At 71.4% G+C, this 14,727-nt stretch carries 11 protein-coding genes; 5 read left to right on the top strand and 6 right to left on the bottom strand.

The features are described 5' to 3' along the window. The 3 genes from HAV40_RS35690 to HAV40_RS35680 all read left to right on the top strand — a co-directional run. Nucleotides 1-566, top strand: a 566-nt coding sequence (locus HAV40_RS35690) for a carbohydrate ABC transporter permease (RefSeq protein WP_166388712.1), incomplete at its 5' end; no start/stop codon positions are given. A gap of 92 nt (nucleotides 567-658) precedes the next feature. Further along, nucleotides 659-1,480 carry a carbohydrate ABC transporter permease gene (locus HAV40_RS35685; protein WP_166388722.1) on the top strand — a complete coding sequence of 274 codons (822 nt, stop codon included), beginning with the start codon at nucleotides 659-661 and terminating at the stop codon, nucleotides 1,478-1,480. A 32-nt stretch (nucleotides 1,481-1,512) separates the two neighbouring features. Then, complete coding sequence (locus tag HAV40_RS35680; protein ID WP_166388721.1) at nucleotides 1,513-2,874, top strand: GH1 family beta-glucosidase; 1,362 nt, start codon at nucleotides 1,513-1,515, stop codon at nucleotides 2,872-2,874. Nucleotides 2,875-3,167: 293 nt separating this feature from the next. Here HAV40_RS35680 and HAV40_RS39020 read toward each other — a convergent pair whose 3' ends face one another. The 6 genes from HAV40_RS39020 to HAV40_RS35650 form a co-directional block, all read right to left on the bottom strand. Next, nucleotides 3,168-4,181: a WD40 repeat domain-containing protein gene (locus HAV40_RS39020; protein WP_166388711.1), complete on the bottom strand. Its 1,014-nt coding sequence runs from the start codon at nucleotides 4,179-4,181 to the stop codon at nucleotides 3,168-3,170. Nucleotides 4,182-4,265: 84 nt separating this feature from the next. Then, on the bottom strand, nucleotides 4,266-6,014 hold the full coding sequence (locus HAV40_RS35670) for an MFS transporter (RefSeq protein WP_166388710.1): 1,749 nt from the start codon (nucleotides 6,012-6,014) through the stop codon (nucleotides 4,266-4,268). Nucleotides 6,015-6,087: 73 nt separating this feature from the next. Beyond that, a complete protein-coding gene (locus tag HAV40_RS35665; RefSeq protein ID WP_166388709.1) occupies nucleotides 6,088-6,537 on the bottom strand; it encodes a MarR family transcriptional regulator in 450 nt (149 codons plus the stop codon). A 153-nt stretch (nucleotides 6,538-6,690) separates the two neighbouring features. Further along, a complete protein-coding gene (locus HAV40_RS35660) occupies nucleotides 6,691-7,254 on the bottom strand; it encodes a hypothetical protein (protein WP_166388708.1) in 564 nt (187 codons plus the stop codon). 90 nt (nucleotides 7,255-7,344) lie between these two features. Beyond that, entirely contained in the window at nucleotides 7,345-8,814 is a 1,470-nt protein-coding gene (locus HAV40_RS38760; protein WP_239087035.1) for a hypothetical protein, read from the bottom strand. A gap of 284 nt (nucleotides 8,815-9,098) precedes the next feature. Next, a complete protein-coding gene (locus HAV40_RS35650; RefSeq protein ID WP_166388707.1) occupies nucleotides 9,099-9,770 on the bottom strand; it encodes a TetR/AcrR family transcriptional regulator in 672 nt (223 codons plus the stop codon). 144 nt (nucleotides 9,771-9,914) lie between these two features. On the opposite strand from HAV40_RS35650, the gene HAV40_RS35645 reads away from it, so the two are divergent. Both HAV40_RS35645 and metH read left to right on the top strand, forming a co-directional pair. Then, nucleotides 9,915-10,769, top strand: coding sequence for an SDR family oxidoreductase (locus tag HAV40_RS35645; RefSeq protein WP_166388706.1), 855 nt, complete (start codon nucleotides 9,915-9,917; stop codon nucleotides 10,767-10,769). Between the two features lie 332 nt (nucleotides 10,770-11,101). Continuing rightward, on the top strand, nucleotides 11,102-14,716 hold the full coding sequence (gene metH, locus HAV40_RS35640; protein WP_239087036.1) for a methionine synthase: 3,615 nt from the start codon (nucleotides 11,102-11,104) through the stop codon (nucleotides 14,714-14,716). Nucleotides 14,717-14,727: the final 11 nt, after the last annotated feature.

Below are 14,727 nucleotides of genomic sequence, written 5' to 3'. Positions count from 1 at the left end.
TGCTGCCCAACATCACGTCGGTGGCCGCGGTGGCGATCATCTTCGGGCAGATCTTCGGCAAGGACTACGGTCTGGTCAACTGGCTGCTGGAGACCCTCGGGCTGGGGCGTATCGACTGGCAGGCCGGAACCGCCTCCTCGCAGATCGCGATCTCCGTGATGATCATCTGGCGGTGGACGGGCTACAACGCGCTGATCTACCTGGCCGCGATGCAGGCCGTCAGCAAGGACCTCTACGACGCGGCCTCGCTCGACGGGGCGTCGAGTTTCCAGCAGCTGACCCGGATCACGGTTCCGGCGATCCGCCCGACGATCATCTTCACCGTCATCGTGTCGACGATCGGCGGCATGCAGGTCCTGGCGGAGCCGCTGCTGTTCGGTGGGGCATCGGTCACCGGCGGCTCGGACCGGCAGTTCCAGACGCTGTCGCTGTACCTGTACGAGGTGGCGTTCTCCCGGTTCGACTTCGGTTATGCCTCGACTGCGGCGTGGGCGATGTTCGGCATCATCGTGATCGTCGCGGCGATCAACTACTTCCTGACCAGCCGCCTGCGGAGGTCCTCATGACCACCACGACACCCCTGACCGGTGCGCCGACCCGCACGGCTCCCGCTGTCGCGGCCGAGCCGCAGGTGATCCGGCGACGCCGGAAGTCGTTCATGGCCGACCGGCGTCCCGGCAAGCTCGCCTACCTGGCGCTGGCCGGACTCGCGCTGTTCTCGGGATTCCCGCTCTACTGGTCACTGGTCGTGGCGTCGCACGACAACGGCATCCTGGGCCAGGTCCCGCCGCCGCTGGGCATCGGCCCGAACCTCTTCGCGAACCTGGAACGCGCCTTCGGGACCGTGGACTTCGCCAGGGCGCTGACCAACTCGTTCCTGGTCTCCGTCTCGATCACGATCAGCGTCGTGCTGTTCTCCACGCTGGCCGGGTTCTCGTTCGCGAAGCTGAACTTCAAGGGCCGCAACGCCATGCTGGTCATGGTCATCGCGACGATGATGGTCCCCACCCAGCTCGGTATCATCCCGCTCTACCTGCTGATGGCGAAGATCGAGTGGACCGGCACCATGTACGCCGTCGTCGCACCCGGCCTGGTCACCGCGTTCGGCGTCTTCTTCATGACCCAGTTCCTGCGCGAGGCCGTGCCCAGCGAGCTGATCGAGGCCGCCCGCGTCGACGGCTGCCACACGTTCCGGATCTTCTGGCACGTGGTCCTGCCCGCGTCGAAACCGGCGGCGGCCGTGCTGGGCATGCTCACCTTCATGTCGGCGTGGAACGACTTCTTCTGGCCGCTGGTCGTGCTCACCCCCGAGGACCCGACCGTACAGACCGCGCTGTCGACCCTGGCCAGCGGCTACATCCAGGACTACTCGCTGTCGCTCACCGGAACCGCCATCGCGACCATCCCGCTGCTGGTCGTGTTCGCGCTGCTCGGCAAGTACATCATCGGAGGAATCATGCAGGGAGCGGTGAAGTCGTGACGGCTGTGGCACCCGACCGGCGGCTCGACGAGCTGACCGGACTCCGGTTCCCCGAGGGCTTCCGCTGGGGCGCGGCGACCGCCTCGTACCAGATCGAGGGGGCCGCGACCGAGGACGGCCGGACGCCGTCGATCTGGGACACGTACGCGCGTACGCCGGGGAAGGTCTTCCAGGGGCACTCCGGGGACGTGGCGTGCGACCACTACCACCGCTACCGCGACGACGTCGCGCTGATGAAGCAGCTCGGGCTGGGCACCTACCGGTTCTCCGTCGCCTGGCCGCGCATCAAGCCCGACGGCTCCGGCCCCGTCAACGCCCGTGGCCTCGACTTCTACGACCGGCTCGTCGACGAGCTGCTCGACAACGGCATCGACCCGATGGTGACGCTCTACCACTGGGACCTGCCGCAGGTGCTCGAAGACCGGGGCGGCTGGACCAACCGGGACACCGCGTACTACCTGGCCGACCTCGCCGCTGCGACGATAGGGCGGCTGGGGGACCGGGTGCGTACCTGGACCACGCTGAACGAGCCGTGGTGCTCGGCGTTCCTCGGTTACGGCAGCGGGGACCACGCGCCGGGCCGCACGGACCCGGTCGCCGCGCTGTCGGCGGTGCACCACCTGCTGCTCGGGCATGGGCTGTCGGTGCAGGCGCTGCGGGCGGGCGGGGCGAGGGAGGTGTCGCTGACGCTGAACCTGGCGTGCGTACGCCCGGATGATCCGAACGATCCGCACGACCTCGCCGCCGTGCGGCACATCGACGGCCTGCACAACCGGATCTTCCTGGACTCGACCCTGCGCGGCGGCTACCCGCAGGACATGCTGGCGCTGTTCGGCCGGTTCGGGGTCGACGAGCTGATCCTGGCCGGGGATTCCGACGTGATCGCGTCCCCGATCGACCTGCTCGGGGTGAACTTCTACCAGCCGTCTCGGGTGCGGGCCGGGGTCGGCGTCGACTGCGGACCGGCCAACCCGGGCAGCGAGGGCTGCGAGTACGTCCAGCAGGACCTCCCGGTGACCGCGATGGGCTGGCCGGTGGACGCGTCCGCGCTGTACGAGCTGCTGATGCGGCTGGCCACGGACTATCCCGGCACCCCGATGATGATCACCGAGAACGGGGCGGCGTACGACGACGTGCTCGACGGCGGACGGGTCGCCGACGCCGACCGGATCGGTTTCCTCGACGGGCATCTGCGGGCCGTGCACGCGGCGCTGTCCGAGGGAGCGGACATGCGTGGATATCTTGCGTGGTCGCTGTTGGACAATTACGAGTGGGCATACGGTTACGGCAAGCGATTCGGCATCGTGCATGTCGACTACGACACCCAGCGGCGCACTCCGAAGGACAGTGCCCGCTGGTTTGCCGGCGTCATCGGGCGCAACGGGCTCGGTTGATGTCGGTGGGGGCCGGGCGCGTCGCACGTGGAAAGGCGGCGCGCCCGGGTTACCCCACTCCTTGACTCCCGCCGGGGAGCCGAGCGGGGCTCCCCGGCGTGTCACCACCCTCACCCGCCGCCCACCCTCGCCCAGCCTCGCCCGCCGCCCCGCCGCCGCCCGGCCCGGCCGCCCCTTCTGCCGCAACTCTTAAAGAGTCGCGGCCTCAGGTCGCTCTCATAGCCGCGACTCTTAAAGAGTTGCGCGGAGGGCGCGGGGCGCGGGGCGCGGGGCGCGCTCGCTGGGGGTGGTGGTCAGACTGGCCAGAGGCGGACGCGGTCGGCGCCGTCGGCGATGGCGACGGTGTGACCGTCGGGGCTGAGGGCGACGCCGGAGACGCCGCCCATGTGGCCGTCGGCCTCGCGGATCCAGCCGGGCAGCAGCGCGGCCTGCGCGTGGTCGGCCGCGCGCCACAACCGGACGGTGCCGTCCCAGCCGCCGCTGGCCAGGGACGCTCCGTCGGCGCTGTACGCGACCGTGTAGACGACGCCGTCGTGTCCGGACATCACGTGCGGCGCGGCCCCGCCCGCGACGTCCCAGATCCGCACGGTGCCGTCGTTGCCGGCGCTGGCCAGCAGCCTGCCGCCGGGGGCGAACGCCAGGTCCTGGACCGGGCCCTCGTGCCCGGTCAGCGTCGCCGTGACGGTGCCGGTGGCCACCTGCCACAGCCGGACCAGCCCGTCCTGGCCCGCGGACGCCAGGGTGGTCCCGTCTGGGCTGAACGCGACCGCGCCCACCCAGTCGGTGTGCCCGGTCAGCACCGCGACGGTCTTGTTCGTGGCAACGCTCCACAGCCGGACCACGCCGTTGTGCCCCGCCCCGGCCAGCAGCGTGCCGTCGGGACTGAAGGCCAGGTCCATGGGTATGCGCGAATGCCCGGTCAGGGTGCCCGCGGGGCGGCCGGTGCCGGTGTCCCACAGGCGTACGCCGCCCTCGACCGGCGTCGCCAGGCGGCTGCCGTCGGGGCTGAACACCAGGTGGGAGACAGGTTCGAAGTCCCGCACCGGCATCGAGGCGACCGTCGCGCCGGTGGCGGTGTCGAACACGTGCAGCGCCCCGAAACCGCCCACCGCGTAGCGGCTGCCGTTCGGGCTGAACGCGACCGTGGTGGCCAGCCCGCCTACGGCTACACAGCGTACGGGTGCGGCGCAGCTCGGGGCGGGTTCGGGCGCGGCGGCGGGCCAGCCGTCGCACGCTGCCACGAACCCGATGGCCAGGAGCGCCGCCGCGGCCCGCGCCGCCGGACGCGCGCTGCGGAATGCCGTCATGCCCCACACGCTAGGCCCGCGCGCCGCCCAGGATAAGCGCCGATCGGACTACCACGATCACCCATCCGTGCGGCACAGGCGCGCTCAGCGGTGGGCGGGTTGGGTGACGGGGACGGGGTTCAGGGGTTGGGCGCCGTACATCTCGTCGAGGACCTCCTCGGCGTCGGGTTCACCGGCGGTGGTTCTGCGGCGGGGTCCGGCCAGGGAGGCGACGGCGCCGAGCACGCCCATGACGATGGCCAGCCAGAAGACGATGACCAGGCCGTCGTGGAACGGGCCGGCGATCAGGTCGGGGAAGAACTGGCGGTCGGTCAGCGCGGCCGCGTTCGCCGCGGGCAGCTCGCCGAGCACCTGCGGACCCAGGAGTTCCTGGATCGGGTTGTAGCCGAGGAACGCGGCGAAAAGCGTGCCGACCGGCGGTAGCTGCGACACGGCGTGCGCGGCCCCGGCGGGCACGCCCTGCGCGGTGAGGCCCGCGTCCAGCGCCGTCGGCAGCGAGCGGGCCAGGCCCGCCACCATCAGCGAGAAGAAGACGCCGATCGACAGCACCATGCCCGCGTTCTGGAACGTGGCGCGCATTCCGGAGGCGACCCCGCGCAGGTGGGCGGGCACACTCGACATGATCAGCGAGGTGTTCGGCGCGGAGAACAGGCCGCCGCCGAAGCCGTTGAGGAACACCAGTGCCGCGAACACGCCGTAGTGGAAGTCGGTCGGCACCAGCAGCAGCGCGGCGAACGAGGCCGACATGAGCAGCAGCCCGCCCGCGGCGAACCGGCGCGGCCCGTAGCGGTCCGACAGCGCGCCGGACAGCGGCCCGGCGGCCAGGAAGCCGACCGTCAGCGGGAGCAGGTAGATGCCCGCCCACAGCGGCGTCGACTCGTAGTCGTAGCCGTGCAGGGGCAGCCAGATGCCCTGCAGCCAGATGATCAGCATGAACTGCAGGCCGCCCCGGGCGATCGAGCCGAGCAGGCTGGCCACGTTGCCGCCGGTGAACGCCGCGATCCGGAACAGGTGCAGCGGGAACATCGGCTCGGCGACGCGGGTCTCGATGAGGCCGAACAGCGCCAGCAGTACGACGCCGCCGGTCAGCCCGGCGATGATCCACGGGTTGGTCCAGCCCATCGGGTGACCGCCGTACGGCTGGATGCCGTAGGTGATCGCCGCCAGCAGCATGGTCAGGCCCGCCGCGAAGGTGACGTTGCCCCACCAGTCGATGCGGCCGGGGCGGCGCTCGCCGTTGTCGCGCAGCGACCGGTACGCCCAGATCGTGCCGACCGCCGCGATGGGCACGTTGACCCAGAAGATCGAGCGCCAGCTCCACTCGGCCAGCAGTCCGCCGAGCACCAGGCCGATGAACGAGCCCGCGATGGCGGCGACGACGTTGATGCCCAGTGCGGTGCCGCGCTGGCGGGCCGGGAACGCGTCGGTGATGATCGCGGCGGAGTTGGCCATCAGCATCGCGCCGCCGACGGCCTGCACCACCCGCCAGCCGATCAGCCACAGCGCGCCCGCGCCGCCGGTGAACGGGTCCAGGGCGAGGATCACCGAGGTGACCGCGAAGATCGCGAAGCCGAGGTTGTAGATGCGTACGCGGCCGTAGATGTCGCCCAGGCGGCCCAGGGTGACCACGAGTACGGCGGTGACCAGCATGTAGCCCATCAGCATCCACAGCAGGTAGCCGACGTTGCCGGGCTGCAGCGGGTTGAGTCCCACGCCGTTGAAGATCGCCGGAAGCGAGATCAGCACGATCGACGAGTTGATCGTGGCGATCAGCATGCCGAGCGTCGTGTTGGACAGGGCGACCCATTTGTAGCGGGCTTCGTGGCTGTTCATGAGGGTTGCCTTCGGCTGTCGGGTCAGGCGGGCGGGTCGCGTCGGTCGAGTCGCGTCGGTCGGCGGTGACCGGTCAGGCGGTGGTGGCGTGGTCGGCCAGTCGGCCGAGGGCGGGCAGGGCCGCCTCGATGGCGGCCCGGTCGGCGGGGTCGAGCTGGGCCAGCAGGGCCGCGACGCGTTCGGCACGTACGTCGCGGCGGTGGCGGAGCAGGTCGCGCCCGCCCGCAGTGATCTCGACGAGGACGACGCGACGGTCGGCGGGGTCGGCGGTCCGGGCGGCGAGCGCGTCGCGTTCCAGGCGGGTGACGATCTGGGTCATCGCGGGCTGGGTGACGCCCTCGCGCACCGCGAGTTCGGTGAGCCGCTGGGGGCCCTCGCGTTCGAGGGTGGCCAGGGTGGCGGCGGCGCTGAGGCTGATGCCGGGCGGGCTGAGCCGCCGCAACGCGGCGAACAGGCGCTGCACGGTCAGGGCCAGGTCGTACTGCGCGGTGTCGGCGGAACCGGCAGCCGGTGTCGTAACCACGGTTCAAACATATCACGAGCTTATAGAAGTTACTTATGCACTGCCGGTCGATCGCACGCGATCACTCCGCGCCGTGTGAGCGCCGTTGGCTCATAGACGCTGGCCTATCTGGATGAAGTTGATCACGAAAAGTTCATCCAGATAGGCCAGCGTCTATCGAAGGGGGGATGCGAAGCGGCGTGCGGGGCGTCGCTTGGCGCAGCGGCGCGACCACAGCGCGCCGAGGCCGACGGCTGCTGCCACGCCCAGCGCGCCGACCAGCCAGCCGGGCGGCCCGGACGCGGGCGCGGCGACCGGGGCGGCCGGACCGGCCGTGCCAGGAGTGGCGCAGGGGATCGTCTCGGGTACGCCGTCCGCCGCGACCCGCAGCCGCGCGGAGCAGTACGCCACCCCCGGCGCGGCCACGTCCACGGTGACCGTCCACGCGCCTGCGGCCAGCGCACCAGGCAACGGCAGCGTCGCCGGGTCGTGGGGGAGCGGGCGCAGTGCGGTGACCGGCATACTCGCCCCGCCATCGCTGCTGGCCGACAGCATCGCCAGCCCCGGTTCGGTGACCGGGTGCCCGTCATCCCACGCGAGCGTGACCCAGACCGACCCCCGCCCGTCGGCATGCAGCGTCGGCAGCACACCCCGATGCGCCCCCGCCGGTGCCCCCATCCCCAGCACGAACCCGGCCACGACACCGGCCGCGACCATCACCCGCCATCCCGCTCTCACACGCGTCCTCCCTGCCCACCCTCGTTGAGTGGTGTGGAAGGGCACCTTGCGCACCAATGTGGTCGGCAAGGTGCCCTTCCTTACGGATCGTCAGCTGGTGACCTTGACTTCGAGCAGGCCCACCGAGCCCGCGCCGCTGTTGAGCACGACGCGCAGCCGGGTGGTGCTGACCGTGGTGAAGGTGACGCGGTTGTACTGGTTGGCCGCCACCGGGTAGCCGGATGCGCCGGGCACGGCGACGTACGCGGTGCCGTTCCAGTACTGCAGTGACCAGGACGCGGGCAGGCGTACGCCGCCGTTGTCGTCGAAGAAGTAGACGTCGGCGACACGGACCGACTGCGCGGCCGACCAGGTCAGCTGGGCCCACTGCTGGCCGGTGTTGGGCCAGGTGCCCCAGCGGCGGTTGACGGTGTCGTTCGACGACGGCGGGTCGATGCCGTCGTTGACCGCCAGCACGCTCTCCCACGCCGAGGTGTAGGACGCGCTCGCCGTCGCGCTCAGCGCGAGGTTGGTGGACGGTGGCGTGGTGGTGCCGCCCTTGATCAGGAACAGGTTGTCAGCGACGTTGTAGTTGGTCGCCAGGTAGCTGCCCGCGGGCGGGTTGGTGTGGTAGTAGTCGTCGTGGTTGCAGTCCAGCCGCTGGTCCAGGGCCTGGCTCGGGCAGGAGTAGCGCAGCACCACGTTGGGGCCGTCCTTGTAGCACATGACGTCGTACTCGTCGACGCAGTGCGCGGCGCCGGAGGCGTTGGGGGCGTTGTTGTTCACCGCGCCGAGCGTGTGCCCGAGTTCGTGCGCGGCGACCCCGGCGGTCCAGCAGCCGTTGTCGGCGCGGGCGTACTCCGGCCCGGTGTTGGACCGGTTGGCGTCGCTCTTGCGGGTGTCTCCGGCGAACCCGCCGATGCCGCAGTACACGTTCGCGTCGACGAACTGCAGGTACTTGCGGTCGGTGCGGGCGTAGCCGGCGGCCTTGACGGCGTTGAGCAGCGGGGCCCAGTCGTTGGCGTTGAGCGCCGAGTCCGCGATCTGCACGTCGCGTACGACCGGGCGGCATGCCCCGCCGACGGTCTCGGTGACGTAGCGGACGTGCCGCTCCCCGCCGGTGGCCTTGGCGCTCTCGTTGAAGATGACGTCGACCTGCTCGGCGAGCTGCCGGAACGTCTCCAGGTACTGGCTGTAGCGGCTGGTGCTGCCGTGTACGTACAGCACCTCGACGCGGCGGCCGGTGGTGCCGTCGCCCTCGCACACCGGCAGCGCCAGCGGAGAGGCCGCGGTGGCGGCCCGCGCGGGCAGGGGAGCGACGGACCGGGTGACCGACAGCCCGGCGGGGGCCGGGTCGGGGCCGTGGGTGCACATGGTCGCGTTGATGCCGGTGACGCGGTACATGCCGGCGCACGCGCCGGTGCGTTCGGCGGCCAGTCCGGAGTAGACCAGGCCGGGGGCGGCGGGGGTGGCGCCGTCCTGCGCGCCGGCCGGGGCGGCCGAGGCGGGGGCGGCGGCGCTGAGGGCCAGCAGGGTCACCACGATGACCGGCCATCGGCGGCGGGGTGGGGAGGGGTGCATGGGCGTCCTTTCGGCGAGCGCGCCGGGATACGCGCATCGGGAGGGAGCGGGCACGGTGAAACCGTCACCGTGCGTGTGGTGCGCGGCAGGCGGTGAGCTGCCACCGGATGATCGAACGAAGACGATCTAAAACGCTTTCGGTCCATTCAGGCAGAGGGTCTGATCGATGTCAATGGCATGCATACAGGCAAATTCGGGTATGCCGTACCACCTGCGACCGCAACGCTTTCGGAATGTGCCGAAATCATTTCGGCTGCCGTGACGCCCCCATGCGTCACCGGCGACTACGAAGCGTGATGTCCCTGCGCCGGTTCGCCGCTGAAGCGCCGTCCGCGCTCGCGCATCGCGTCCACCACGCGCGCCACGCCGGGACTCGGCGGCGCGGGCGTGCGGCCCGGGGCCCGCAACCCGTCGAGGGTGTACGCGAGCAGCCGCCGCCACGCGTCCGGGGCGGCCTCGGCGGTGCGCTCGATCAGCCCGGCGTTGCTCATCAGGATGAGGACCACGTCCTCGTGCCGGAAGTCCGCGCGCAGCTCACCGGCGACCTGCGCGCGCTCGATGAGCACCTGCAGCCCCTGGTACGCCCGCTCGTGCAGCGCGTCGAGTCCCGGCACCCCGGCTACCGCCGCGGTGAGCAGGTCGGACGTCGCCCGGCACCGCGACTGCACGCCGCACAGGTAGACGAGGTGGTCGCGGAACGCGGTCCAGGCGTCGGACTGGGCGGTCGCCCGCTCGGCGGTCGCGACGATCTCGTCCAGCGTCTCGGCGTAGACGGCCGCGATCAGGTCGCGCCGGACGGGGAAGTGCCGGTAGAGGGTGGCGTTGCCGAGCCCGGCGCGGCGCGCGATGTCGTCGAGGGGGGCGTCGAGCCCGCGCTCGCTGAACACGGCGAGGGCCGCGTCGACGAGGCGACGACGGTTGCGCTCGGCGTCGGCGCGCAGCGCGGTGGGGGCCATGCCGTCCAGCATAGCGAAGTGGGGGACTCTCCCCGGTTGTGCTACGGTCGAACGTCAAACGGGGAGTCATCCCCGTTTTGGATCGAGCCCTGCGGCCTGGGCGATCGTGCCCGGACCGCCTGGACAGTGTGGGAGAAATAAGTCATGTCGATAGTCATCAGCGGGGCCACCGGGCAGCTCGGGCGACTCGTCGTCGCGGCGCTGCTGGACCGGGGCGTGCCCGCCCGCCAGATCGTGGCCGGAGCCCGCGACGAGAGCCGCCTCGCCGACGTCGCCGCACTCGGCGTACGCGTCGTGCGCTTCGACTACGACGACCCGGCGACGCTGTCCGCGGCGCTGGCCGAGGGGGACACCCTGCTGCTGGTCTCCGGCAGCGAGGTCGGTCGCCGGGTGGGCCAGCACCAGGCCGTGATCGACGCGGCGAAGGCCGCCGGGGTGGCCCGTATCGCGTACACCAGCGTGCTGGACGCGGCCGCGTCCCCGCTGCCGGTGGCACCCGACCACGTCGCGACCGAGCAGGCGATCCGCGCGTCGGGCATCCCGTTCACCCTGCTGCGCAACGGCTGGTACACCGAGAACTACGCGCCCGCGCTCGTGCAGGCCCGCGCCGCGGGCGTGGTGCTGTCCAGCGCCGGGGACGGCCGGGTCGCCAGCGCCACCCGCGCCGACTACGCCGCCGCCACGGCCGCCGCGCTGGCCGGTGACGGGCACTCCAACGCGGTCTACGAGCTGTCCGGCGACCACGCCTGGGACTTCGACGAGCTGGCCGCGGCGTTCGCGACCGTGCTCGGCCGCGACGTGGTCTACCGGCGTGAGTCGGCCGACGAGCACCTGAAACTGCTCACCGAGGCGGGCCTCGACGCGGGCACCGCGGGCTTCCTGGTCGCCGTCGACGGTGACATCCGCGACGGCGCGCTGGCCCTGACCACCGGCGACCTGTCCCGCCTGGCCGGCCGCCCGACCACCCCGCTCGTCGACGCCCTGCGCCCGCTCGCCTGAGCCGCGGGAACGAAGGACGCCTCCGTGGCGTTGACCGCCACGGAGGCGTCCGCATCGCGGGACGGCGCACACGATCGTCGGACTTGCCCGGCAGGTGGGCGAAAGGTCGATCAAGATACGCCCAGGTGCCTGGCAAGTCGGATGATCGAGGTGGAACGGTCGATCGTTTCCCGCAGAACGGGACACGGGCGGTGCCGTGATCGTGGAGGCGGCGGGCGGGCGGTAAACTTCGTGTTCAGGTCGAGAGGCGCTGCAACGGGCACAGCCCGCCACGCTCGGCTGGACACACCGTTGCAAGGGCGCCTCCGAGAGTTCTTTCGGAGGTGTTCGCGTTGAGCCGGTCTTCTTCTTCCGCCACCCGCGTGCAGGAACTGCGTACGCTGCTCGACCAGCGGATCGCGGTGCTCGACGGCGCGTGGGGCACCATGCTGCAGGGCGCGCGGCTCGGTCCCGAGGACTACCGCGGCGACCGCTTCGCCGACCACTCACACGACCTCACCGGCAACCCGGACGTGCTCATCCTGACCCGGCCCGACCTGATCCTCGACGTGCACCGGCGCTACCTCGCCGCGGGCGCGGACATCACCTCCACGAACACGTTCACCGCGACCGGCATCGCCCAGGCCGACTACGGCCTGGGCGAGCACGTGCGGGAGATGAACCTGCGCGGCGCGCAGCTGGCCCGGCAGGCCGCCGACGAGTTCGGCGGGCGCTTCGTGGCCGGGTCGGTCGGCCCGCTCAACGTGACCCTGTCGCTGTCCCCGCGCGTCGACGACCCGTCCTACCGGACCGCCTCCTACGACCAGGTCTTCGCCACGTACGCCGAGCAGATCGCCGCACTCGCCGAAGGCGGCGTCGACATCCTGCTCATCGAGACGGTCTTCGACACCCTCAACGCCAAGGCCGCCATCGCCGCCGCGCGCGAGGTCGCGCCCCAGCTGCCGCTGTGGATCTCGGTGACCATCGTCGACCTGTCCGGCCGCACCCTGTCCGGGCAGACCGTCGAGGCGTTCTGGCGCTCGATCGAACGCGCCGAGCCGCTGATCGTCGGCGTGAACTGCGCGCTCGGCGCGACCGAGATGCGCCCGCACATCGAGGAACTGTCCCGGCTCGCCGGGATCTACACCGCCAGCCACCCCAACGCCGGCCTGCCCAACGCGTTCGGTGGCTACGACCAGACGCCGGAGCAGACCGGGGTGCTGCTCGGCGAGTTCGCCACGTCCGGCCTGGTCAACATCGCGGGCGGCTGCTGCGGCACGACGCCCGACCACATCGCGCAGGTCGCCGCGGCCGTCAAGGGCCTGCCGCCGCGCGTGGTGCCGCAGTTGCCGAAGGCGACCCGGTTCAGCGGGCTGGAGCCGTTCGCGATCGGCCCCGACACCGGCTTCGTCATGATCGGCGAGCGCACCAACGTGACCGGCTCGGCGAAGTTCCGCCGCCTCATCGAGGCCGACGACCACCAGGGCGCGGTCGCCGTGGCGCTGGACCAGGTGCGCGGCGGGGCCAACCTGCTCGACGTGAACATGGACGCCGACCTGCTCGACAGCGAGCTGGCGATGACCACGTTCCTCAACCTGATCGCGACCGAGCCCGAGGTGGCTCGCATCCCGATCATGGTGGACAGCTCGAAGTGGTCCGTGCTCGAAGCCGGGCTCAAGTGCGTGCAGGGCAAGGGCGTGGTCAACTCGATCAGCCTCAAGGAGGGCGAGGAGGTCTTCCTCGACCAGGCCCGGCGCATCCAGGGCTACGGCGCGGGCGTGGTCGTCATGGCCTTCGACGAGCAGGGCCAGGCCGACACCGTCGAGCGCAAGGTCAGCATCTGCGGGCGGGCGTACGACCTGCTGACGCAGCAGGCCGGGTTCGCCGCCGAGGACATCGTGTTCGACCCGAACGTGCTGGCCGTGGCCACCGGTATCGCCGAGCACAACGGCTACGCCAAGGCGTTCATCGACGCGCTGCCGCTGATCAAGGCCCGCTGCCCCGGGGCGCGGACCAGCGGCGGCATCTCCAACCTGTCGTTCTCGTTCCGCGGCAACGACATCGTGCGCGAGGCCATGCACTCGGCGTTCCTGCTGCACGCCGTACGCGCCGGGCTCGACATGGGCATCGTCAACGCCGGACAGCTCGCCGTGTACGAGGACATCCCGGCCGAGCTGCGCGAGCTCGTCGAGGACGTGCTGTTCGACCGCCGTCCCGACGCCACCGACCGGCTCGTCACGTACGCGGGCACGGTCAGCGGGCAGGGCACCAAGCGCGTCGCCGACCTGACCTGGCGCGAGGCCCCCGTGGCGCAGCGGCTGTCGCACGCGCTGGTGCACGGCATCGTGGACTTCATCGAGGAGGACACCGAGGAGGCCCGCCAGCAGGTGGCCCGGCCCCTCGAAGTCATCGAGGGCCCGCTGATGGACGGCATGAAGGTCGTCGGAGACCTGTTCGGCGCGGGCAAGATGTTCCTGCCGCAGGTGGTCAAGAGCGCCCGGGTGATGAAGCGCGCGGTGGCCTACCTGGAGCCGTACATGGAGGCCGAGAAGGAGCAGGCCCGCCGCGAGGGCCGGGCCGAGACCACGCGCGGCCAGGGCAAGGTCGTGCTCGCCACCGTCAAGGGCGACGTGCACGACATCGGCAAGAACATCGTCGGCGTCGTGCTGGGCTGCAACAACTACGAGGTCGTCGACCTCGGCGTGATGGTGCCCGCAGCGAAGATCCTGGACACCGCGCTCGCCGAGGGCGCGGACGTGATCGGCCTGTCCGGGCTGATCACGCCGTCGCTGGACGAGATGGTGTCGGTCGCCCAGGAGATGCAGCGGCGCGGGCTGAAGCTGCCGCTGCTGATCGGCGGGGCCACCACGTCCCGGCAGCACACGGCGGTGCGCATCGCCCCGGCGTACGAGTCGGCGACCGTGCACGTGCTCGACGCCTCCCGCGTCGTCGGCGTCGTGTCGCAGCTGCTCGACCCCGCGCGGGCCGAGGAGCTGGCCGACAACAACCGCACCGAGCAGGCGCGGCTGCGCGACGAGCACGCCAACAAGACCCGCCAGCCGCTGCTGACCCTGGCGCAGGCGCGGGCCAACGCCGAACGGCCCGACTTCACGGACCTGCCCGTGCCCGCTTTCACCGGCCTGCGCGAGGTCACGCCGAGCCTGGCCGAGCTGCGCAAGATGATCGACTGGCAGTTCCTGTTCCTGGCCTGGGAGCTCAAGGGCAAGTACCCGGCGATCCTGGACCGGCCGCAGGCGCGTGAACTGTTCGACGACGCGAACGCGATGCTCGACCAGATCATCGCGGACGGCTCGCTGCGCGCCCAGGGCGTGTACGGCTTCTGGCCCGCGCACGCCGAGGGCGACGACATCGTCATCGAGGGCGAGAGCCGGATGCCGATGCTGCGCCAGCAGACGGTCAAGCCCGCCGGTCGGCCCAACCGCTGCCTGTCGGACTACCTGGCCCCGGCCGGTGACCACATCGGGGGCTTCGCCGTCGCCATCCACGGCGCGGACGAGCTGGCCGGCAAGTACGAGGCCGAGCACGACGACTACAAGGCGATCATGGTCAAGGCGCTGGCCGACCGGCTCGCCGAGGCGTTCGCCGAGCACCTGCACCTGCAGGCGCGGCGCGACTGGTTCGAGCCGGACGCCGACCCGGCCATCGAGGAGCTGCACGCCGAGCGCTTCCGCGGCATCCGCCCCGCGTTCGGCTACCCGGCCACGCCGGACCACACCCTCAAGCAGGAGCTGTTCGACCTGCTCGGCGCGGAGAAGATCGGCATGGGCCTGACCGAGTCGTACGCGATGACCCCCGCCGCCGCCGTCAGCGGCCTCCTGCTGGCGCACCCGGACTCGCGCTATTTCACCGTCGGCCGTATCGGCCGCGACCAGCTGGAGGACTACGCCACCCGCCGCGGCGCGGACCTGGCCGACGCCGAACGCTGGCTGCGCCCCAACCTCACCTGACCGCCACCGCG

This window comes from Catellatospora methionotrophica, assembly GCF_011297335.1.
GTDB lineage: Bacteria > Actinomycetota > Actinomycetes > Mycobacteriales > Micromonosporaceae > Catellatospora > Catellatospora methionotrophica.
Note: the sequence above shows the minus strand (reverse complement) of the source record. Positions and strands in the feature narration are given on the sequence as shown.

Bases quoted from the DNA above. Each gene is read 5' to 3' on its own strand.
- HAV40_RS35685 (WP_166388722.1), top strand. From the start codon at position 659: ATGGCCGACCGGCGTCCCGGCAAGCTCGCCTACCTGGCGCTGGCCGGA.
- HAV40_RS39020 (WP_166388711.1), bottom strand. From the start codon at position 4,181: ATGACGGCATTCCGCAGCGCGCGTCCGGCGGCGCGGGCCGCGGCGGCG.
- HAV40_RS35670 (WP_166388710.1), bottom strand. From the start codon at position 6,014: ATGAACAGCCACGAAGCCCGCTACAAATGGGTCGCCCTGTCCAACACG.
- HAV40_RS38760 (WP_239087035.1), bottom strand. From the start codon at position 8,814: ATGCACCCCTCCCCACCCCGCCGCCGATGGCCGGTCATCGTGGTGACC.
- HAV40_RS35650 (WP_166388707.1), bottom strand. From the start codon at position 9,770: ATGGCCCCCACCGCGCTGCGCGCCGACGCCGAGCGCAACCGTCGTCGC.
- HAV40_RS35645 (WP_166388706.1), top strand. From the start codon at position 9,915: ATGTCGATAGTCATCAGCGGGGCCACCGGGCAGCTCGGGCGACTCGTC.